Here is a 20,277-nt window from a genome sequence, read left to right as displayed (position 1 = left end):
AGGCCCTGATGTACGACCCCACAGTCGCCCGGCTCACGTACCGGGCCCTGCTCGGCCGACGCCGGGCTCTCATCCTGGGCGCACTGCCCCTGCTGCTGATCGTCATCTCGCTGGCGGTGCGCGCCCTCGCGGGCGCCGACGACCAGACCGCCGCCGACATCCTCGGCGGGCTGGCGCTCGCCACGATGGTGCCGCTCATCGGAGTCATCGCGGGCACCGGGGCGATCGGCCCCGAGATCGACGACGGCTCGGTGGTGTACCTGCTGTCCAAGCCGATCAAGCGGCCCACGATCATCTACACGAAGCTGATCGTCGCCGTCGCCGTCACCATGGTGTTCTCCGCCGTGCCGACGCTGATCGCGGGCCTCATCCTCAACGGCAACGGCCAGCAGATCGCGGTCGCCTACACGGTGGCGGCGCTGGTCGCCTCCATCGCCTACGCGGCGCTGTTCCTCCTGCTCGGCACGGTCTCCCGGCACGCCGTGGTCTTCGGCCTGGTCTACGCGCTGATCTGGGAGGCGCTGTTCGGCTCCCTGGTGCCCGGCGCGCGCACGCTGAGCGTCCAGCAGTGGGCGCTGGCCGTGGCGGAGAAGGTGTCCGGCGGCGACCTGGTCACCTCGGACGTGGGCCTGACGACGGCGACGGTCGCGCTGGCCGTCGTCACCGTGCTGGCCACCTGGTACGCGGGTCAGAAGCTGCGCACGCTGACGCTCGCCGGCGAGGAGTGAGGGGCGCACGCCCCACGGTGTACGAGGGCGGTGCCGCCGAGGAAGGCGGTGCCGCCCTCCGCCGTGTCCGGTGCTGTGTCGCCCGGCGTTCGTCCGGTGCCGTTCGTCCGACGGTGCCGTTCCTCCGACTAGGCCGTTCGTCCGACGATCGCCGGTGCCGTTTATTCGGTGGCGCCGGGCGGACGCGGCCGGGCAGAGTGAGGGTGTCCGCATCGCCGGGAACCTCCCGGCGACCGGGAGCCGGGAGAGGAGCGGGACCATGCCCATGCACGGCAGTACGTTCCGCTTCCGTCGGGGCGGTCCGCGGCGGACTCCGGAGTAATCCCTACTGCTCCGTCGAGTCCCCCCGAGGACCTGCCCGGGGCGGCCGCTTCGAGCGCGCGCACACCGCGCGCGGGCCGCCCACCCGGAGGATTGGCCGAGTGGTAAGGCACCGGTTTGCTAAGCCGGGGTCGGGTGAAAGCCCGCGCACGTTCGATCCGTGCATCCTCCGCCGAACACGCAGTACGCGCCCCGTGGGACGCCGGGCGTCAGCCCAGCAGGCGCTCCAGCACCACCGCGATGCCGTCCTCCTCGTTGGAGGCGGTCACCTCGTCGGCCACCGCCCGCAGATCGTGGTGGGCGTTGGCCATGGCCACACTGTGGCCCGACCAGGCGAACATCGGGATGTCGTTGGGCATGTCCCCGAAGGCGATCGTCTCCGCCGCCTTCACGCCCAGCCGGCGCGCGGCCAGCGACAGCCCCGTCGCCTTCGACAGCCCGAGCGGCAGCAGTTCGACGATGCCCTCGCCGGCCATCACGACCGTGACGAAACCGCCCGCGGTGCGCTCCGCCGCCTCGGCCAGCTCGTCCGAGCTCAGCTCAGGGTGCTGGATGTACAGCTTGTTCAGCGGGGCCGCCCACAGGTCGGACGCGTCGGTGAACGGCGTCGCCGGCAGCGAGCCGATGACGTCGTAGCCCGGCCCGACCAGCACTTCGCCGTCCAGACCGTCCCGGCTCGCCGCCAGGTGCAGCGGACCGACCTCCGCCTCGATCTTGGCGAGCGCCACCCCGGCCAGCTGCCGGTCGAGCGTCACGGAGGTGAGCAGGCGGCCCGCCCCCGCGTCGTAGACCTGGGCGCCCTGGCCGCAGACGGCGAGGCCCTCGTAGCCGAGGTCCTCGAGGATCGGACGGGTCCAGGGCACCGCGCGGCCGGTGACGACGATGTGCGCGGCACCCGCCGCGGCGGCCGCGGTGAGTGCGTCACGGGTCCGGCCGGAGACCGTGTGGTCGTCACGCAGCAGCGTGCCGTCCAGGTCGGTCGCGACGAGCCGGTACGGGAAGGCGGACGGAGAGGCGCTCACTTGGTGACCGGCTCCAGGATCTCCCGGCCGCCCAGATAGGGACGCAGCACCTCGGGCACGCGCACCGAGCCGTCGGCCTGCTGGTGGTTCTCCAGGATCGCCACGATGGTGCGCGGCACGGCGCACAGCGTGCCGTTGAGCGTGGCCAGCGGGCGTACCTTCTTGCCCTCACGGACCCGGATCTGCAGGCGGCGCGACTGGTACTCGGTGCAGTCCGAGGTCGAGGTCAGCTCGCGGTACTTGCCCTGCGTCGGGATCCACGCCTCGCAGTCGTACTTACGGGCGGCCGAGGAGCCGAGGTCGCCCGAGGCGACGTCGATCACGCGGAACGGCAGCTCCAGCGAGGTCAGCCACTGCTTCTCCCACTCCAGCAGCCGCCGGTGTTCCTCCTGGGAGTCCTCCGGCGTCACGTAGGAGAACATCTCCACCTTGTCGAACTGGTGGACGCGGAAGATGCCCCGGGTGTCCTTGCCGTGCGAGCCGGCCTCGCGGCGGAAGCAGGGCGAGAAGCCCGCGTAGCGCAGCGGCAGCCGGTCGGCGTCCAGGATCTCGTCCATGTGATACGCGGCCAGGGCCACCTCGGACGTGCCGACCAGGTACAGGTCGTCCTTGTCAAGGTGGTAGACGTCCTGGGCGGCCTGGCCGAGGAAGCCGGTGCCGGCCATCGACTGCGGGCGCACCAGGGCGGGGGTCAGCATCGGTGTGAAGCCGGCCGCCGTGGCCTGTGCCATCGCGGCATTCACCAGGGCCAGCTCGAGCAGCGCGCCGACACCGGTGAGGAAGTAGAAGCGGGAGCCGGAGACCTTGGCGCCGCGCTCGACGTCGATGGCGCCGAGGAGCTGGCCGAGCTCCAGGTGGTCCTTGGGGTCGAAGCCCTCGGCGGTGAAGTCGCGGATGGTGCCGTGCGTCTCCAGGGTGGTGAAGTCCTCCTCGCCGCCGACGGGGACGTCGGGGTGGACGAGGTTGCTCAGCTTGAGCTGGAGTTCCTGGGTCTCGGTGTCGGCGGCGTCGCGCTCGGCGTCGGCGGCCTTGACGTCGGCCTTGAGTTGGTCGGCCTTCTTCAGCAGCTCGGCCCTCTCGTCGCCGGCCGCCTGGCCGATGAGCTTGCCGAGCGACTTCTGCTCGGCGCGCAGCTCGTCGAAGCGGACGCCGGACGACCTGCGCCGTTCGTCGGCGGACAGGAGAGCGTCGACGAGCGCGACGTCCTCTCCACGGGCGCGCTGCGAAGCGCGCACACGGTCAGGGTCCTCACGGAGCAGGCGAAGGTCAATCACGCGGTCAAGGCTACCGGTGCGGGACGACGGCTCACGACTGACTATTGCGGTGCCACGACCTGTGTCCCTTAGCTGGTGAAATCTCCCTTGTGTTCTTCAAGGTCAATCAAGGGGGTCTCATCGCTTGAAAGAGTCGGTTCCGCGGCCCGTGTTGACCTGAAATCCTTGTGTGGAACGGGACTTGGAGTCCGGCTGTCCACAGCTGTCCACACCGCCGGAAAAGTTATCCACAGGTTGTGGGGAAGATCTGTGGACGTCGGAATTGATCACTCTGAAAGGCCCGGTCGAAGGCGGGGATTCCCTGGAAAAAGTCCCTCTACCGCCACTTTCGAGTGGAAAGACCTCCCTCCATAGGGTTGATCGCCGCAAAAGAGTGGACGAAGGGTGAGCTGCGGGCGAATGAACGTGATCATGGCCCGTAGGGCGATTTGTCGACTGAAGGGAGACTCCGTGTCGACTTGTCCCCAGGTCGAGAAGCGGACCTGTGGATAACTTCTGTGGATAACGACAATCGGCAGGTAGGACCGGCCCGGGCCCGCTCGGACAGGTCCACGCCTGCTCGGACAGGTCCATACAGACGGGTCCACGGAGACGGGCCCGTCCATGGGGGCGAGGCTGCTCAGAACCGGCCGTCCTGGCAGCGCGCCACCCAGTCCGCCGCGCCCACGAACTCCTCGTCCGACGTCCCCGGGAACGGCGGCCGCACCTCACCGGGCCGCACGTCCGCCCTCGGGTACGAGCCGAGATAGCGCACCTGCAGACAGATGCGCTTCAGACCCGTCAGCGCCTCGGCCATCCGCCGGTCGGAGATGTGCCCCTCGGCGTCGACACAGAAGCAGTAGTTGCCGATGCCGGCACCGGTCGGCCGCGACTGGAGCAGCATCAGGTTGATGCCCCGGGTGGCGAACTCCCCCAGCAGATCACGCAGCCCACCGGGATGGTCGTCACGCTGCCACAGCACCACGGAGGTCTTGTCGGCGCCGGTGGGCGCCGCCGGGCGGGCGGGGCGGCCCACCAGCACGAACCGGGTCTGGGCGTTCTCCGCGTCGTGGATGCCCGTCTCCAGCGGCTCGAGGCCGTACCGGGCCGCCGCGAACTCACCGGCGAACGCCGCGTCGTACCGGCCCTCCTGGACCAGGCGCGCGCCGTCCGCGTTCGAGGCGGCCGACTCCCAGAGTGCGTCGGGGAGGTGGGTCCTGAGCCAGTTGCGCACCTGGGGCTGGGCGGCCGGATGGGCGGTCACCGTCTTGATGTCCGACAGCTTGGTGCCTGGGCGGACGAGCAGCGCGAAGGTGATCGACAGCAGCACCTCGCGGTAGATCATCAGAGGGCTGCCCGCGACCAGTTCGTCGAGGGTGGTGGTGATCCCGCCCTCCACCGAGTTCTCGATCGGGACGAACGCGGCCTCCGCCTCACCGGCGCGCACCGCGTCGAGCGCGGACTGCACGGACACGTACGGGACCAGCTCACGCGTGGCCGACTCGGGAAGCGTGCGCAGGGCGACTTCGGTGAAGGTGCCCTCTGGGCCGAGATACGCATAGCTCGCTGGCATGACCTCACCCTAATGGGCCCACGCCGACCGCGAATCCCGGAGCGCTCTCAGGGGTGACTCCGGGCGGTTCTCACCCCTCCAGCAGTGCCTGGCCCACATACTCGCCCTCCGCCGCGCCGCCCGGGGCGGCGAACAGGCCACTGGCCTCGTGGCGGATGAACGGCGTCAGCGCGTCACCCCGGTCCAGCTTGCGCTGCACCGGCACGAAGCCGCGCAACGGATCGGCCTGCCAACAGATGAACAGCAGACCCGCGTCCGGCACCCCGTCCGCGTCGATACCGTCGTGGAAGGAGAACGGGCGGCGCAGCATCGCCGCCCCGCCGTTCTGGTCGGGCCGGGTGATCCTGGCGTGCGCGTTGAAGGGGACGACGAGGTCGCCCTTGGCGTCCGTCTTCGCGAGGTCCATCTCGGAGGTCTCGCCGCCTCCGGTGAGCGGCGCACCGTCCGATTTGCGCCGTCCGATGACGCCCTCCTGCTCGGCGAGCGACAGCTTCTCCCAGTCGTCCAGCAGCATGCGGATCCGGCGTACGACCACATAGGAGCCGTTCGCCATCCAGGTGGGCTCGCCCTTCTCCGGTACGAAGATGCGCTCGTCGAAGTCGGGTTCGGCGGGCTTCGGATTGCGGGTGCCGTCGACCTGGCCCATCAGGTTGCGGGTGGTCATGGGCCGGGAGGTGGCGCCCGGTGAGCGGTTGAAGCCGTTCATCTGCCAGCGGACCCGGGCCGCCGCTCCCGCGTCCTTCTGTACCGCGCGCAGGGCGTGGAACGCCACCAGGGCGTCATGGGCGCCGATCTGCACCCACAGGTCACCGTCGCTGCGGGCACGGTCGAGCCGGTCCGAGGAGAAGGCGGGCAGTGGGTCCAGGGCGGCCGGGCGCTGCTTCTCCAGCCCGGTGCGCGCGAAGAAGCTGTACCCGAAGCCGAAGGTGAGCGTCAGCGACGAGGGCCCGGCGTCGCGCGCCACGTCGGTGTCGCCCTGGGCGCTGGGCTCGCCGGCCATCAGTCGGCGGGCGGTGTCGGACCAGCGGCGCAGCAGCGCGGCCGCCTCCTTGCGGCCGGCGCCGGGCGCCAGGTCGAAGGTGACGAGATGGCCGTGCGCCTGGAGCGGGTCGGTGATGCCCGGCTGATGTTTCACGTGAAACGGCACCTGTGCGGCACCGACAGAGGTGAGCGGGGTGGCTCCGGAGGGCGCCGCCGCGTAGCCGACGGCTCCGCCGGCCGCCCCGAGCACGAGCCCGGTGGTGCCGGCCGTGCCGAGCAGGCGGCGCCGCGAGATGCCCGCCCCGGAGGCGGTGCCGTCGGACTGCGTCCGGTGTCCCTCCTCGGGGGTGCGGGTCTGCGACAGGGAGTGGTCAGCCATGGGTGGTTCAGCCGATCTGAGCGTTCTTGGAGACGGTCACCTGGTCGATGTCGGAGGTCCGCACGGTGACCTCGACCTTCCAGTCGCCCGCCATGGGGATCTGCACTCCGCTCGCCGACCAGTGTCCGGTGGTGATGTGGTCGGGGGCGACGGGCAGCGGGCCGATGTCCTGGGCGGTGAGCGTGAGGGCGATCTTCACCTCGGGCACGTCGACGGCCCGGCCGCCCGGCCCCTCGACGTAGACGTGCATGTCGTTGTCGCCGACCCGGGCGGGATCCAGGTCGACCGAGACGACGCCCTTGCCGTTGGCGCCGCCGGTGTCGAAGGGCATGGTCAGGCTGACCGCGCCGCTGCCCTGGCCGGTGCCCGTGGAGGCGGAGGCCGAGGTGTCCGCGGCCGTTCGAGCCTCCTGCTCCGTGCGGCCCGGCTCGGTCTGCGTCAGCACGGTGGTGACGGCGAGCAGCACGACGGCGACGCCCGCCTCGGCGAGCACGGAACGGCGCAGCCCGAAGCGGTTCGGGTCGGCGTCCCGCAGCCGCTTCTGCCGTGCCGCCTCCGTCGCGGCCCGCTGCCGGGCGAGCTGCGCGGCCCGTACGGCGTCCTCCCCCTTGCCGGAGCCGGTCTTCTCCGCGTCGGACGACTCCGCCGGTACGGCGCCGGCCGGCTGCTTCTCCTGCTCGGTCTCCACGGGTATCCGTGCGCCGGCCAGCCGTTGCGTCCAGCGGCGTGAGACGAAGGCGACCGCGACCATCACCGCCACGAGTGCGATCTTGGCGAGCAGCAGCTGTCCGTACCGGGTGTCGGTGAACGCGGACCAGGAGCCGAGCTGCCGCCAGCTCTGGTAGACGCCGGTGACGGCCAGCGTCACCACGCTGCCGAAGGCGAGGCGGGAGAACCGCCGGACGGCGTCGCGGCCGACCGGTGACGCGGCCGGTGCCCGGTAGAGCGCGACGAGCAGGGCGGTGAGCCCGCCCAGCCAGACGGCGACGGCCAGCAGGTGCACCACGTCGACCGGCATGGCCACGCCCGGCTGGAGCCCCTGGGAGGCGTGCTCGGACATGGCCCAGCTCGCGGCCAGCCCGGCCGCCACGACCGTCCCCCCGATGGCCAGCCCGAAGGTCAGGTCCTGCCCGACCGAGCCCTCGTTGTCACGGCGCCCTTCCCCGGCGGCCGAGGCGGAGTCTCCGTCGGAGGCCGCGGCGGGACCGGAGTCGTCGTCGGAGGCCGCGGCGGGACCGGAGTCGTCGTCGGAGGCCGCGGCGGGACCGGAGTCGTCGTCGGAGGCCGTCGCCGACGCGGGGCCGTCGTCCGGGCCGCCGGCGGACGACGTCCGCGCGTACGCCCCGAACAGCACCGCGATGAACAGCGCCGCGGCGGCGAGCAGCAGCAATCGGGACACCAGCGCCGCGCCCGACTTGGTCTGGAGCACGTCGCCGAGCAGGCCCAGGTCGAAGATGTCGCCGACCTTGCCGGAAGTCGTGTAGGAACCGCGCGTCAGCAGCAGTCCCAGGGTGGCCGCGGTGAGCGCGAGCCACCCGGAGACCACCAGACGCTGGACCGGGCGCACCCGGGCGCCGGGCCCCCAGCAGGCGAGCACGAAGGCGGCTCCGCCCACCATGACGACGAAGCCCGCGTAGGAGACGTACCGGCCGAAGCCGTACAGCCAGCCCACGAGGCCGTCGTCGGAACCCTGCGCGGAGACCGAGACGGTCGTCTCCGAGGGGGCCCCGACGGAGAAGGTGAAGGCGCCGGCCACGGGGTGGCTGTCGGCGGACACCACCTGGTAGGCCACCGTGTACGTGCCGTCGGGCAGCCCGCTCAGCAGCCGCACGCTGAACGTGGCGCCGCTGGGGTTGGCCGGGTCGCCCTTGTCCACCCGCTCGCCCTTGGGATCGAGCACCCGCACGGAGTCGTCGCTCACCGCGATCGGTTCCGAGAAGGTGAGCGAGACCTGGGCCGGCGCGGTGTCGACCACCGCCCCCTGCGCGGGGTCGCTGCCGGTCAGCGCGGCGTGCGCGGAGGCGGGAGCGGCCCCGGCGAGAAGGGCGCCGGTGACGGCCAGGAGCAGCAGCACCAGGGTCCGCACGCGGGGGGCGATGGTCTGGGTCACAGGGGTGTCTCCCTCAGTGTCCGGTCGTCGGGCGGTAGGTGGCCGGCTTCACCGGGAGCTCGACCGTGACGGGGTCGGAGTGGGCGAAGCGCAGCTCCACGGCCACCTTCTGACCTTGCGTCGGCTTGCGCTTCAGCTGCTCGAACATCAGGTGGTTGCCACCGCTCTCCAGCACGAGGCTGCCGTGGGCCGGGATGTCGAGGGACTCGACCTCCCGCATGGCCCCGTCGGCGGTCTCGTGCACGGTGACCTGGCCGGCGACGTCACTGCTGACCGAGGTCAGCCGGTCCGCGGCGTCGCCCTCGTTGGTGATGGTGAGGAAGCCCGCGGCCAGGTCGGAGACCGGCTGCGGCATGTACGCGGACGCGACCGACAGCCGCGCCGTGCCGTCGTCCGAACCGCCGCACCCGGTCAGCGCCAGCGCCAGTGCCAGCGCCCCGGCCACGGCCGGCCCGGCGGCCGTGCGGTGCCTCACGGGTTCTCCCCCTTGATGATCTTGGGGAGGTCCTCGGTGTAGTCCTCGACGGTGGCGTCCTCGCCGTAGAGGACGTAACCGCCGTCCGTCTTCGGGGAGAAGGCGATGACCTGCGTGCCGTGGTCGGAGACGGTCTTGCCGTTGTCGTCCTTGCGCGGCGGGTCGATGGAGATGCCGAGGGTGCGGGCACCGGCCTGGATGGTGGGGAAGTCACCGGTCAGGCCGACGACCTGGGTGTCGATGCCCTTGAGCCACGTGCCGAGTTCGGCCGGGGTGTCGCGCTCGGGGTCGGTGGTGACGAACACGACCCGCAGCTGGTCCTGCTGGTCCTTCGGCAGCTGCTTCTTGGCCACCGCGATGTTGTTCATCGTCAGCGGGCAGACGTCGGGGCAGTGCGTGTAGCCGAAGTAGATCAGCGTGGGCCGGCCCGCGGTCTCCTTACGGAGGTCGAACTGCTTGCCCTCGGTGTCCGTGAGGACGAGGTCCGGCTTCTCGAAGGGCTTGTCGAGGACGGTGGCCGCCTGGCGGGCGCCGGTCTCCTCGGAGACCACGGCGACCGGGTCGCCGCTGTCCCCCTCGCCGCCGCCGCAGGCGGTGAGGGTCAGGGAGGCGACGGCGAGCAGGGCCGCCGCCGCGAAGGTCTTCTTGCGCATGAATGGTCCTGAAAGGTGGGTGCTGCGGCGCGCACCGGGAGGCCGCGGGTCCGTGGCCGGCCCCGGTGCGCGCCGTGGAGAGGGGAAGCTCAGGCGGTGCGCCGGCGCCCGGCGAGGACGCCGTAGGCGACGCCCGCGGCGCCGATCACGATGCCGACGACGCCCAGGACGCGGGCGGTGGTGTCGGTGCCGCCGGAGCCGTCGTCGTCCGACGCGGCGGAGGTCTGCGCGGAGGCCTTCTCCGCGTCGCCGGACGCCTTGTCGCCGGACGCCTTGTCGTCGGCCGCGGCGCCGTGACCGTGACCGTCCTCGGCGGGCGCGGACAGGGCGAGCACGGGAGCCGGGTTGTCGGGCTCCTCCTGACCGTCCTGCGGCACCTCGATCCAGCGGACGACCTCCTTGTTGGAGTACGTCTGCAGGGCCTTGAAGACGAGCTCGTCGGTGTCCTCGGGCAGGGTGCCCACGGACACCGGGAACTTCTGGAAGAAGCCCGGCCGGATGCCGTCGCCCTTGGCGGTCCAGGTGACCTTGGAGACGGCCTCGTCGATCTTCTTGCCGTGCATCTCGAGCGGCTTGGCCAGGCGCGACTTGGTGACCTTGATGTCCCAGCCGTCGACGGGCTGCGGCATCACGGACGCCAGGGGGTGGTCCGTGGGGAAGGTGACCTCGACCTTGGTGGTCGAGGCGTTGTCCCGCTCGTTGGGGACCTTGAAGCCGACGACCGCGTAGCCGCCCTTCGCGGCCTCACCCTCGGGCTGCACGCTGACGTGCGCGAAGCAGGGGGTGGACACGGCGAGGACGGCGGCACCGGCGACGGCGCCGGCGGCGGCGATACGGGAAGCCTTCATGGCAGAGGGTGCTCCGCTTCGTTGAGGTTTCACTGACGGTGGGGGACACGTGGACGCGGACGGCCGGTCGGTCCCTTCGGCGGGACGACGGCCGGGCGCACACGGGAGACCGGCGCACGCGCGTGCCGCACGGGACGTCCCTCACCGCGGCCCGAAAACCCCGGCCGGTGGGTCGCCCCGCGTCAGGCGGCGAGAGCGAGTGCGGAGGCGGCCGCCGGCGGGCCCCGCCGGATCACCGTGTGATGCAGGGCGGCGCACGGCGGCGGAAGCGGTGCGAGCAGCGCGGTGCGCGGAGTGGCCGGACCCGCCTCGGGCGCGCCGGGGAGCCCGGCGCGCAGGCTCCGCACCAGGGCCAGCGCCGCGCGCAGGGACCGCACCAGGGCGTCCTCGGCGACGCCGTGCACGGACAGTTCGGCCAGGCGCAGCAGGGCCAGGTCGCCCCGGCGCAGCAGCCATCCCGCGGCCAGGGCGGCGAGGACGTGCCCCAGCAGCATCGGCAGCGATGGCAGCAGCGCTCCGGCCGGTCCCGCCGCCACGGCGTCCGCCGCGAGGGCGCCGTGACCGTGCGGTGCGATCCGGGCGTCGGCGAGGACCCGCTCGGCCTCGGCCGGGCTGATCGCGCCGGGCCCGCACAGCAGGCGCGCGGCCTGGGCGATCAGGGCGGCGTCGGCGGAGGCGGAGCCCCCGGAGGGCGTGCCGTGCTGGCCGAGGCCGAAGAGCGTGTGCAGTGCGGTCTGCCCGCAGGCCAGCAGCGCCGCGATCACCGGCAGCGGACGGGTGCGTCCGGCGAGCGGCGCGGCGACCGCGACGGCCGCGAGGAATCCCGCGCCCAGTGTCCACAGCGGGACGGTGTCGCAGGAGGCGAGCGAGTGGCCCGCCCCGGCCAGCACGACGCAGACCGCGGCGAACACCGCGGCCCGCAGGATCCGGAGTCCTCGTCCGGAGCGCATCGTGCGCCGGTGGGGGGCAGACATGGCGGCCTCATCATCGCACCAGCACCCCCGGCGCCGTACGGCAGGTCCGCAAGATGAGGTACGACCGTAAGATCACCTGTGTGGTGCGGCGTCCCACATACACCGATCGGCTCCCCCGTACACCCGCCATATGGGCGGTGTCACGTCAACTTTGCGCTTACAAGTGGGCACGCAGGGCAATACGTAACGGTATGTCGAGCCGCAGCCAGGAGGCTGGAGCATGAGCATCTGGTGGTCACTCCATCTCCGGCGCGATGCCGCCAGTGTGCCGCTCGCCCGGCGCCTGCTGCTCGGCACCATGGAGACCGCGGGCGTGGACCCGGAGATCTCCTACGACTTGTCCGTCGCCCTCAGCGAGGCCTGTGCGAACGCCGTGGAGCACGGCGGCGACACCGCGCGGGACGGCATCTCGGAGGCGTTCCGGGTGACCGCCTACCTGGACGGCGAGAAGTGCCGCATCGAGGTCGCCGACGCGGGACCCGGCTTCCCGGCCGTCGCGGCCGGCCGCGCCCGCCCGCCCGCCAGACCCGCGCCCTCCGAGGCGGAGCACGGCCGGGGCCTGTGTCTCATCCAAGAACTGGCCGACCACGTCCACATCGGCAACAAGCCGGGCCGGGGCGGTGCCGTGGTGAGCTTCGACAAGATTCTCAAATGGCGTGAGGACGCGCCGCTGACGGCCGTGTAGCGAACAGGCGAAGGGCCCCTCCTCACCAGGCGGTTTCTAGGGGCCCTTACGCGTTACTCGCTGTCGGCGTCAGCCCTTCAGGCCCGCCATCCACGCCTCGACCTCGTCCGAACGGCGGGGCAGTGCCGCGGACAGGTTCCGGTTGCCGTCCTCGGTGACGAGGATGTCGTCCTCGATGCGCACGCCGATGCCCCGGTACTCCGCGGGCACCGTCAGGTCGTCGGCCTGGAAGTACAGGCCCGGCTCCACCGTGAGCACCATGCCGGGCTCCAGCGTGCCGTCGACGTAGCTCTCGGTCCGCGCGGCGGCGCAGTCGTGCACGTCCATGCCGAGCATGTGACCGGTGCCGTGCAGCGTCCAGCGGCGCTGCAGACCCAGCTCCAGCACCCGCTCCACCGGCCCCTCGACCAGACCCCACTCGACCAGCCGCTCGGCCAGCACACGCTGCGCGGCGTCGTGGAAGTCGCGGTACTTGGCGCCCGGCTTCACGGCGGCGATCCCGGCCTCCTGGGCGTCGTACACGGCGTCGTAGATCTTCTTCTGCAGCTCGGTGTAGCGGCCGTCGACCGGCAGGGTGCGCGTGACGTCGGCCGTGTAGTACGTGTGCGTCTCCACACCGGCGTCGAGCAGCAGGAGGTCGCCCGAGCGGACCGGGCCGTCGTTGCGCACCCAGTGCAGGGTGCAGGCGTGCGGTCCTGCGGCGCAGATGGAGCCGTAGCCGACGTCGTTGCCCTCGACACGGGCGCGCAGGAAGAACGTTCCCTCGATGTAGCGCTCGCTGGTCGCCTCGGCCTTGTCGAGGACCTTCACCACGTCCTCGAAGCCCCGCACCGTGGAGTCGACGGCCTTCTGCAGCTCGCCGACCTCGAACTCGTCCTTGACGAGCCGCATCTCGGAGAGGAAGACCCGCAGCTCCTCGTCGCGCTCGGCGGTGACCTTGTCGGTCAGCGCCGCCTCGATGCCGGCGTCGAAACCGCGCACCACGCGGACCGGGCCGGTGGCCTCGCGCAGCGCGCCGGCCAGCTCGCGGACGTCGGAGGCGGGGATGCCGTACAGCTTCTCGGCCTCGGTCAGGGAGTGGCGGCGGCCGACCCACAGCTCACCCTGCCCGTCCAGCCAGAACTCGCCGTTCTCACGGTTGGAGCGGGGCAGGAGGTAGATCGTCTCCTGGTGGCCGTCGGCCGTCGGCTCCATGACGAGGACGCCGTCCTCCGTCTGGTTGCCGGTGAGGTACGCGTACTCGACGGACGCCCGGAAGGGGTACTCCGTGTCGTTCGACCGGGTCTTGAGGTTCCCCGCGGGGATCACCAGGCGCTCGCCGGGGAAGCGGGCCGACAGCGCCGCACGGCGGGCGGCCGTCTCGGCGGCCTGCGCGACCGGCTCCAGGTCATGCAGCTCGGTGTCGGCCCAGCCGCTCTGCATGTTCGCGGCCAGCTCGTCGGACACGCCCGGGTACAGGCCGTTCTTCCGCTGCTTGACGGGCTCCTCGTCGGCAGTCTCCGGGGTCTCCGGCAGCTCCTCCGCCACGGTCATCCTCCTCGATACGGCACTGGACCACCCCCCCATCGTACGGTCGGGCCGAAACGGACGAACCGGGGAAGGGCCTGTTACCGAAGGCGCACGCGCGGTGAAGGGCGCCAGCCGGCGCCGGCTAGTCGAAGCGCGCCGCCAGGAGCACCACGTCCTCCGATGAGTCCTCGGTGTCCGCGCCCTCCGGCAGCACCGCCCGCAGCACGTGGTCGGCGACGGCGCCGGGGTCGCGGCGCAGCGCCCGGGGCACCCCCGCCGCGGCGGCGTGCAGCCGGGCGAAGGCACGGTCGGTCGGGTCGCCGGTGCGGTGCAGCAGGCCGTCGGTGTACAGCAGCACCGTCTCGCCCGCCTCCGCCTGGACCTCCACGCTCGGCGCCTCCCAGCAGGCGAGCATGCCGAGGGGCGCCGAGACGGACGTCTCCACGAACTCGGTGCGACGCTCGCCGAGCAGCAGCGGGGGACTGTGGCCCGCCCCGGCCAGGGTGATCCGGCGCAGCGCCGGTTCGCAGTAGCCGAACAGGGCGGTGGCCGAACGGGCCGGCTCGGTCAGCCGCAGCAGCAGCTCCAGGTCGGACAGCACAGCGACCGGGTCTTCGCCCTCCATCACCGCGTACGCGCGCAGTGAGGCCCGCAGCCGTCCCATCGCGGCGACCGCGCTCGGGCCGGAGCCGGTGACCGAGCCGACGGCGAGGCCGAGCGCGGCGTCCGGCAGCGGCAGCGCGTCGTACCAGTCGCCGCCCCCGCTCGGGCAGGTGCGGTGCCGCGCGGCCAGCTGCACGCCGGCCACCCGGGGCAGGCGGGAGGGCAGCAGTTCCTCGGTCATCGTGGCCATGCACGCGCGCGTGTGCTCCAGTTCCAGGAGCCGGGCGAGGTGCTCCGCGGCCTGACGGACGTACAGGCCGACGAGGTGGCGCTGCCGCTCCGCGGGCTCGGCGGGTTCGTCGTAGAGCCAGACGACCGCGCCCAGGCGTCCGGCGGAGCCGGTGGCGAGGGGGAGGGTGTAGCTGGCGGCGTAACCGAGGCGGGCGGCGACCTCGCGGTGCCGGGGGTCGAGGCCCTTCTCGGCGAACAGGTCCGGCTCGGCGACGCCGTCGTCCCCGCCGGGCAGCCCGTCGAGGATCCGGCCGTACGGCAGGGAGCTGCGCGGCACCGTCTCGATGTGGCCGAGGTCCGCGCGGCCGAGCCCGAGTCCGACGGTGGCGGCCCGGCCCCGGCCGTCGGCCGGCTCCAGGGAGACGAGACCGCGCCGGGCGCCGACCAGTGCGGCACCCGCGCGCAGCAGCTCCTTCAGCGCTTCGTCGAGCGTGCCGGCGCGCACCAGCCGTTCGGTGAGTTCGTGCAGCGTGGTGAGGTCCGAGACCCAGCCGGCGAGGCGGTCCTGGAGCAGCGCACCCGGGGCGTTCTGGGGGTTTGCCGCGGAAGGCGGAGAGGTACTCGTGGCGGGCGCGACAGTGTGTGCGGGGGCGGGAACCGTTGAATCGATTCCGGCCACTTTCGGAGGGTGCGGGGCGTTCATGGCGTCCGGCTTTCCGACCGGTACGTACTGCTCAAAAGCATCGCAAACCCCCATGTCATTCTGCGTCGCCGGCAGTGTCTCCACATGTACACGTACTCGTGAGGAGATGTCCAGCATTGTCCTGCTGGGATTAGTGGTGTCCGTGAGATGGGAGGGAACTCCCGTTGGACCTCTTGCCGAAATTCGAGGTTGGCTTGAAACTGCCTCAGGGGGAGGCTCACTGCGGTCGACTGGCCCTGCTCGACGGAGCGTCACAGCGGTCGTGATGGGTACGTACTCGGAGAAGGCCAGGGGCGGTTGGGAACCGCTCGGGAACCTGGCGACGGACCCGGGCGTCTTAACCACCGACGACCGTGCCCCATCCTCCCGTGGCGGAGGCGGAGAGAAACACGCGCGACGGCAAACGCCAGACTTCGCCACCCCACGCCGTACCCGTACTTCTGATAAACGCTGTATGGGTGGAACGGCCGCGGAGGCAGCCCATGCCCGGCCCAGAGGGATTCTCCCTGCCCGGCGCGGGGGTGTGATGCGCCAACAGGTACGCACAGTGAAGTAATCGACACATGACGTGATGTGGTCCACGGTGTTGCCAGGCGTGCAACGGAAAGGAACGAGCGCTCATGCGCGAGATCCTCGGAAGGCGACGCAGGCTCCTGTCCCGCCGCGGTGACGGAGGGCCCGATCTGATCGGTGCGGCCCTGACCTTCGCCGCGCGGTGGCAGTGGCCTGTACTCCCCGGTGTGGCGGCCGACCCGCAGAACGGGTCCCGCTGCGCCTGCCCCGACCCGGAGTGCACGGTCCCGGGCGCCCACCCGTTCGACCCCGGCCTCCTCGCCGCCACCACCGACCCGCGCATGGTGCGCTGGTGGTGGACCAACCGGCCGACGGCGCCCGTCGTGCTCGCCACCGGCGGCAAGGCCCCGTGCGCCGTGTCCCTGCCCGCCCTGCCGGCCGCCCGCGCGCTCGCCGCGCTGGAGCGCCGGGGGATGCGGCTCGGCCCGGTCGTCGCCTCGCCGGCCCGCTGGGCGATCCTCGTGAAGCCCTACTCCCTGGAGCAGCTGGGCGAGCTGCTGTACGCCAAGGACTTCGTCCCCGGCTCGCTCCGCTTCCACGGCGAGGGCGGCTATCTCGCCCTCCCGCCGTCCACCACCGCGCAGGGGGAGATCCGCTGGGAGCGGGCGCCGCTGCCCGGCTCGGCGGCGCCCTGGGTGCCCGATGTCGAGGCCGTGGTGGACGCCGTGGTGGAGGCCCTCACCCGTACGGGTGTGAGCGCGCCCGAGATGTAGGGGCTGCCGTCGCGCGCCGCGCCCGGTGTCCCGTTCCGGACCGCTATCTTCCCGGGGCATGTCGCGTCATGCCGGGGGCCGTGTCCGGACGCCCCTGAGGGCCCGTCCGACGGCCCTCGCGGGCGTCGCGGCGGTCTGGGCCCTCGTGCTGCCGCTCGCGGTGGCGTCCGCGGGTCAGGACTCCAGGCGTCAGGCGGCGGCCGGTCCTGACGTCCTGCGTGAGACCTCGGTGCACCGGACCTCCGCCGGTCCGGACGCCCCACGCCGGGCCGCCGTCGGCCCGGACGTCCCCGGCCCGTCCTCCGTGCCCGGGGTGCCCGGGAGGGCCGCGGCTGCCGCACCACCCGCCGACGCGACGGCGCGCGCGTCGACGGCGGGCCCCGTGCCGCCCGGCGGGCACCTGTCCACCGCCCTGCGCTGCGGTCCCGCGCTGTCCTCGTCCGAGGGGGTGGAGGCGCAGACCTGTGTGGTGATGCGCGGGGAGGACATCTGGGCGCGGGCCTACCACCGCAACCTCACCGGCAGGACCCTGGACGCCGCGCTGGCCCTCCTCGGCCCGGACGGCCGCAGCGTGCGGAGCCGGTGCGTGGTGTCCGCCGGGGACGATCCGTCCCTGTGCGAGACCCCGCGCGTACGCATCGCCGGCGCGCCGCCGGAGTACACGGCGGTCGCGGAGTTCGCGCGGCACGCCGTGTCCGCGGGCGGTGCGGGGGACGGGCGGCTGCTGCTGCGGTCCGGGAGCAACTCACCGGTGACGGACGGCAGGTGATCGGACGCGACGGGACCGGTGACGCAGGCGACCGGTGAGCCCGTCCGACGGGCGGCGACGGACACCCTGGGGCTCTTCCGTGGCACCGGCGACGGGCACGCAAAGACCCGGTTGCTGGCGACGGGGGATGCACCAGCAACCGGGCTACTGGAACGGTAACAAGAGATCGGCGGTTCGCAAATTCGAACTCGGCGTTTCCGGTCACCGACTGGCTTGTNCCCGCCGGGAGTTGCGCATGGGGCGGGTGGTGCGTCCCGGGCGGTTCGGCCGCCCGGGACACGGGTGGAGCGCCGCGTACGGCGGCCCGTCAGCTCAGCGTGACCTGGCGGTTCGTCAGACCGCCACGGGCCCGGCGCTCGTCCGCGGTGAGCGGCGCGTCGGCGGCCAGCGCGGTGGCGAGCCGCTCGGCGAACTCGGCCGCCGGCTTCTCCACGTCCTCGGCACGGATCTCGCTGGGCAGGTCCCACACCGGCACGGTGAGCCCGTGGGCGCGGAAGGAGCCGACCAGGCGGGTGCCCTCACCGAGGGACGACTGCCCGGCCGCGTGCAGCCGCGCGAGAGCGTCCAGAAGCTGCTCCTCGGGGTGCGGCATGACCCACCGCAGGTGGTTCTTCTCCGGCGTCTCGCACCAGTACGCCGAGTCCACGCCCGTCAGCTTGACGGTCGGGATGGCCGCCGCGTTGGCCCGCTCCAGGGAGGCGGTGACGTCCGGCGTGGCGTTCTCCGGGTCCGGCACCCAGAACTCGAAGCCTTCGTGCACCACTGGCTCGAAAGGTCCTTCGGGGGCGAGCAGGTCCTGCAGCCGGGGGCCGTCGGCGGGAGCGCGCCGCGCCTGCACCGGGGTGCCCGGGTCGGCGGTGAGCGCACGCTGCAGCGTGTCGGCCAGGTCGCGGCTGATGTCGCCGGAGGAGGTGTCGTTCTGCAGGCCGAGCAGGACCGAGCCGTCGTCGCGGCGCAGCGCCGGCCAGGCCATCGGCAGCACCGTGGCCAGGGTGACCGAGGGGACGCCCTCGGGCAGGCCGTCCTTCAGGGTCAGCTCGACGGTCGCGGCGGGCACCAGTTCGCGCAGCGCCACCCAGTCGCACTCGCCCGGCAGGCCCTCGAAGGGGCGGTGCACCAGCTCCGTCACCGCCTGCGCGGCGGCGCGGCCGTGGCACGCCTTGTAGCGGCGGCCGCTGCCGCAGGGGCAGGGCTCGCGGGCGCCGACGACCGGGATCTGCCCGTCCGTGAGCTGCGGGCGCTTGGCCTTCGTCTGAGGTCGCTTCTTGGCCATCGTGGGTGTCTCCCGGTTACGGCTCGTCTGGTACGGGCGCGAGCCTAGCCGTTCGCGCCACGGCCGACGGGAACCTGTGGACGACGTGCCGACCTGTGGACAACCGGGGCGAGCGGGTATCCGCTGTCCTGCTCGCCGCCCTCGGGCCGTGCCTGCCTCAGTCCAGGTCGTCGAAGACGTCCGCGAAGTCCAGGCCCGCGATGTGCGAGACGGGCGGGGCGGTCACCCGCGCGGCGAAGTCCTCACGGCGGTGACAGCTCCGGGCGTCCGGGTCGTGCACGTCGTCGTGGACGACGACCCACACCGTGACCTCCCCGGGCACCTCGTCCCGTACGCCCCAGTCGTCGGACAGCGCGGTGATGATGTTCAGCCCGCGCCCGCCGTGCGCCGTGACCGACGGGGTGGCCGGTGCGGGGCGGGTCGGGCCGCCACCGTCCGTGACCTCCACGACGAGCCGGCCGCGCGGATCCACCCGCCAGGCCGCCCGCACGTCGCCGTCCCCGGCGAGGGCGTCGCCCAGGGGCCGGCCGTGTTTGCACGCGTTGCTCAACAGTTCGGACAGGATCAGTACGGCATCGTCGACGACCGATTCCGGCACGCCTCCGTCGCGCAGCTGTGCGCGCATCCGGCGCCTCGCCTTGCCCACGCCCGCAGGGCCATGGGGCACGGCCATGCTCGACGACGTGGGCACCTCCTGTGCCACCACCAACGCCACCCCCGAGACCTCCTTCGCCCCACGCCACGGTGTGGATGCCCCATCGACCTGAACCGGAAACCGGCCGATCCGTGCGCGGTGACGCACTCGGAACGAGCGAACACGTACCGAACGCGCCGGAGCACTCCCCGTAGTCGTGTGGCTGGATTTCGTCGGTGTGGCCGAGATATGAGGATGTGGGCGGCAGGTCCCGTGGGTCAAGAGGTGTGCGGTAGCTCTGAGACGTATGGGGCGGACGGGGCGGCTCCGGCAACCGCCCCGCAACCGCGCCGGCGCCTCTCGTCCGACACCGCGCCTGGCTCGTGCCTGGCTCGTGCCTGGTCAGCGGCCCAGCCGGTCGAGCACCGCGCGCGGGCGGTTGGTGATGATGGCGTCCACGCCGAGGTCGACGCAGAGGTCCACGTCCCGTGGTTCGTTCACCGTCCAGACGTGCACCTGACGGCCGGATCGCTTCAGTCGCTCGATGTACGTGGGGTGACTGCGCAGGATGCGGATCGAGGGCCCGGCGATGTCCACCCCGACGGGCAGCCGCCCGTCGCGCAGTCTCGGTGTGACGAACTGCATCAAGTAGACCGTCGGAAGCGTCGGGGCGGCGGCCCGCACGCGGTGCAGGGACCGCGCGGAGAAGCTCATCACGCGCACCGGCGATTCCTCTCGGCCGGCCGGCGCGTCCAGCCCGAAGCGCTTGAGCAGGACCAGCAGCCGTTCCTCCACCTGCCCCGCCCACCGCGTGGGGTGCTTGGTCTCGATCGCCAGCTCCACCCGGCGCCCGGCGTCCGAGACGAGCTCCAGCAGCCGTTCCAGGGTGAGGACGGAGGTCGCCTCGCGGTCCTCCGGGCGATGCTCCCAGTCGGGCTCCTCGACGCGGGGTCCACCGGCCGCGTCCCGGCTCTTCCAGGAGCCGAAGTCGAGGGCGGCGAGATCGGAGAGCTCGAGCGCCGAGACCGCACCGCGCCCGTTCGACGTACGGTTGACCCGACGGTCGTGTACGCAGACAAGGTGGCCGTCGGCGGTGAGGCGTACGTCGCATTCCAGTGCGTCCGCGCCGTCCTCGATCGCCTTGCGGTACGCGGCCAGGGTGTGCTCGGGGGCGTCCTCGGAGGCTCCGCGGTGCGCGACGACTCGGGTCAGGTGCTGTCGTGCGTGGGTCACCGCGTCATGGTGCCACCGCACGTCGGCCGACGTG

The 20,277-nt window shown here is 72.4% G+C and carries 18 protein-coding genes and 1 tRNA gene; 5 read left to right on the top strand and 14 right to left on the bottom strand.

Going from position 1 to position 20,277, the window contains the following annotated elements:
• The first annotated feature begins 8 nt into the window (after positions 1–8).
• Both B100_RS0120040 and B100_RS0120035 read left to right on the top strand, forming a co-directional pair.
• Positions 9–728 (top strand): ABC transporter permease, encoded by a 720-nt coding sequence (locus B100_RS0120040; RefSeq protein WP_024886207.1) that lies wholly within the window; start codon positions 9–11, stop codon positions 726–728.
• Between the two features lie 408 nt (positions 729–1,136).
• Positions 1,137–1,221: transfer RNA gene (locus B100_RS0120035), tRNA-Ser, on the top strand.
• A 37-nt stretch (positions 1,222–1,258) separates the two neighbouring features.
• Here the strand turns inward: B100_RS0120035 and B100_RS0120030 are convergent.
• The 9 genes from B100_RS0120030 to B100_RS0119990 all read right to left on the bottom strand — a co-directional run bounded on the left by B100_RS0120030 (position 1,259) and on the right by B100_RS0119990 (position 11,317).
• Positions 1,259–2,071, bottom strand: coding sequence for an HAD family hydrolase (locus B100_RS0120030; RefSeq protein ID WP_024886206.1), 813 nt, complete (start codon positions 2,069–2,071; stop codon positions 1,259–1,261).
• Positions 2,068–3,345, bottom strand: a complete 1,278-nt coding sequence (serS, locus tag B100_RS0120025; protein ID WP_037723119.1) for a serine--tRNA ligase — start codon at positions 3,343–3,345, stop codon at positions 2,068–2,070. Before serS ends, B100_RS0120030 begins: the two co-directional genes overlap by 4 nt.
• Before the next feature lie 619 nt (positions 3,346–3,964).
• Complete coding sequence (gene pheA, locus B100_RS0120020) at positions 3,965–4,897, bottom strand: prephenate dehydratase (protein WP_024886204.1); 933 nt, start codon at positions 4,895–4,897, stop codon at positions 3,965–3,967.
• 70 nt (positions 4,898–4,967) lie between these two features.
• The gene (efeB, locus tag B100_RS0120015) at positions 4,968–6,257 is read right to left on the bottom strand and encodes an iron uptake transporter deferrochelatase/peroxidase subunit (RefSeq protein WP_024886203.1); all 1,290 of its coding nucleotides are present in this window, start codon (positions 6,255–6,257) and stop codon (positions 4,968–4,970) included.
• Between the two features lie 7 nt (positions 6,258–6,264).
• Positions 6,265–8,367, bottom strand: a complete 2,103-nt coding sequence (locus tag B100_RS0120010; protein ID WP_024886202.1) for a copper resistance protein CopC — start codon at positions 8,365–8,367, stop codon at positions 6,265–6,267.
• A gap of 13 nt (positions 8,368–8,380) precedes the next feature.
• Positions 8,381–8,842: a copper chaperone PCu(A)C gene (locus B100_RS0120005; RefSeq protein ID WP_024886201.1), complete on the bottom strand. Its 462-nt coding sequence runs from the start codon at positions 8,840–8,842 to the stop codon at positions 8,381–8,383.
• Complete coding sequence (locus B100_RS0120000) at positions 8,839–9,495, bottom strand: SCO family protein (protein ID WP_024886200.1); 657 nt, start codon at positions 9,493–9,495, stop codon at positions 8,839–8,841. Before B100_RS0120000 ends, B100_RS0120005 begins: the two co-directional genes overlap by 4 nt.
• 89 nt (positions 9,496–9,584) lie before the next feature.
• A complete protein-coding gene (locus tag B100_RS0119995) occupies positions 9,585–10,343 on the bottom strand; it encodes a YcnI family protein (protein ID WP_024886199.1) in 759 nt (252 codons plus the stop codon).
• Between the two features lie 182 nt (positions 10,344–10,525).
• Positions 10,526–11,317: a hypothetical protein gene (locus tag B100_RS0119990; protein ID WP_024886198.1), complete on the bottom strand. Its 792-nt coding sequence runs from the start codon at positions 11,315–11,317 to the stop codon at positions 10,526–10,528.
• A 220-nt stretch (positions 11,318–11,537) separates the two neighbouring features.
• Here B100_RS0119990 and B100_RS0119985 point away from each other — a divergent pair, with 220 nt between their 5' ends.
• Positions 11,538–12,002: an ATP-binding protein gene (locus B100_RS0119985; RefSeq protein WP_024886197.1), complete on the top strand. Its 465-nt coding sequence runs from the start codon at positions 11,538–11,540 to the stop codon at positions 12,000–12,002.
• Between the two features lie 69 nt (positions 12,003–12,071).
• Here B100_RS0119985 and B100_RS0119980 read toward each other — a convergent pair whose 3' ends face one another.
• Both B100_RS0119980 and B100_RS0119975 read right to left on the bottom strand, forming a co-directional pair.
• Complete coding sequence (locus tag B100_RS0119980; protein WP_037723117.1) at positions 12,072–13,535, bottom strand: aminopeptidase P family protein; 1,464 nt, start codon at positions 13,533–13,535, stop codon at positions 12,072–12,074.
• A gap of 118 nt (positions 13,536–13,653) precedes the next feature.
• Entirely contained in the window at positions 13,654–15,165 is a 1,512-nt protein-coding gene (locus B100_RS0119975; protein WP_078541032.1) for a PP2C family protein-serine/threonine phosphatase, read from the bottom strand.
• A 503-nt stretch (positions 15,166–15,668) separates the two neighbouring features.
• On the opposite strand from B100_RS0119975, the gene B100_RS0119970 reads away from it, so the two are divergent.
• Together B100_RS0119970 and B100_RS36530 are read left to right on the top strand one after the other, a co-directional pair.
• Positions 15,669–16,334 (top strand): bifunctional DNA primase/polymerase, encoded by a 666-nt coding sequence (locus B100_RS0119970; protein ID WP_024886194.1) that lies wholly within the window; start codon positions 15,669–15,671, stop codon positions 16,332–16,334.
• 58 nt (positions 16,335–16,392) lie between these two features.
• Positions 16,393–17,103, top strand: coding sequence for a hypothetical protein (locus B100_RS36530; RefSeq protein ID WP_024886193.1), 711 nt, complete (start codon positions 16,393–16,395; stop codon positions 17,101–17,103).
• 307 nt (positions 17,104–17,410) lie between these two features.
• On the opposite strand, the gene B100_RS0119960 is transcribed toward B100_RS36530, so the two are convergent.
• From B100_RS0119960 to B100_RS0119950, 3 genes are all read right to left on the bottom strand, one after another.
• Positions 17,411–18,376, bottom strand: a complete 966-nt coding sequence (locus B100_RS0119960) for a DUF5926 family protein (protein ID WP_024886192.1) — start codon at positions 18,374–18,376, stop codon at positions 17,411–17,413.
• A gap of 157 nt (positions 18,377–18,533) precedes the next feature.
• A complete protein-coding gene (locus tag B100_RS34035; protein WP_037723115.1) occupies positions 18,534–19,178 on the bottom strand; it encodes an ATP-binding protein in 645 nt (214 codons plus the stop codon).
• Positions 19,179–19,412: 234 nt separating this feature from the next.
• On the bottom strand, positions 19,413–20,243 hold the full coding sequence (locus tag B100_RS0119950; RefSeq protein ID WP_024886190.1) for a glycerophosphodiester phosphodiesterase: 831 nt from the start codon (positions 20,241–20,243) through the stop codon (positions 19,413–19,415).
• Positions 20,244–20,277: the final 34 nt, after the last annotated feature.

The organism is Streptomyces sp. CNH189, assembly GCF_000527195.1.
Note: the sequence above shows the minus strand (reverse complement) of the source record. Positions and strands in the feature narration are given on the sequence as shown.

Excerpts from the sequence above, each read along its gene's own strand:
- B100_RS0119990 (WP_024886198.1), bottom strand. The coding sequence starts at position 11,317 with ATGTCTGCCCCCCACCGGCGCACGATGCGCTCCGGACGAGGACTCCGG.
- B100_RS36530 (WP_024886193.1), top strand. The coding sequence starts at position 16,393 with ATGTCGCGTCATGCCGGGGGCCGTGTCCGGACGCCCCTGAGGGCCCGT.
- B100_RS0120000 (WP_024886200.1), bottom strand. The coding sequence starts at position 9,495 with ATGCGCAAGAAGACCTTCGCGGCGGCGGCCCTGCTCGCCGTCGCCTCC.
- pheA (WP_024886204.1), bottom strand. The coding sequence starts at position 4,897 with ATGCCAGCGAGCTATGCGTATCTCGGCCCAGAGGGCACCTTCACCGAA.
- B100_RS0119975 (WP_078541032.1), bottom strand. The coding sequence starts at position 15,165 with ATGCTGGACATCTCCTCACGAGTACGTGTACATGTGGAGACACTGCCG.
- B100_RS0119960 (WP_024886192.1), bottom strand. The coding sequence starts at position 18,376 with ATGGCCAAGAAGCGACCTCAGACGAAGGCCAAGCGCCCGCAGCTCACG.
- B100_RS0119980 (WP_037723117.1), bottom strand. The coding sequence starts at position 13,535 with ATGACCGTGGCGGAGGAGCTGCCGGAGACCCCGGAGACTGCCGACGAG.
- B100_RS0120040 (WP_024886207.1), top strand. The coding sequence starts at position 9 with ATGTACGACCCCACAGTCGCCCGGCTCACGTACCGGGCCCTGCTCGGC.
- B100_RS0119970 (WP_024886194.1), top strand. The coding sequence starts at position 15,669 with ATGCGCGAGATCCTCGGAAGGCGACGCAGGCTCCTGTCCCGCCGCGGT.
- B100_RS0119985 (WP_024886197.1), top strand. The coding sequence starts at position 11,538 with ATGAGCATCTGGTGGTCACTCCATCTCCGGCGCGATGCCGCCAGTGTG.
- B100_RS0119995 (WP_024886199.1), bottom strand. The coding sequence starts at position 10,343 with ATGAAGGCTTCCCGTATCGCCGCCGCCGGCGCCGTCGCCGGTGCCGCC.
- efeB (WP_024886203.1), bottom strand. The coding sequence starts at position 6,257 with ATGGCTGACCACTCCCTGTCGCAGACCCGCACCCCCGAGGAGGGACAC.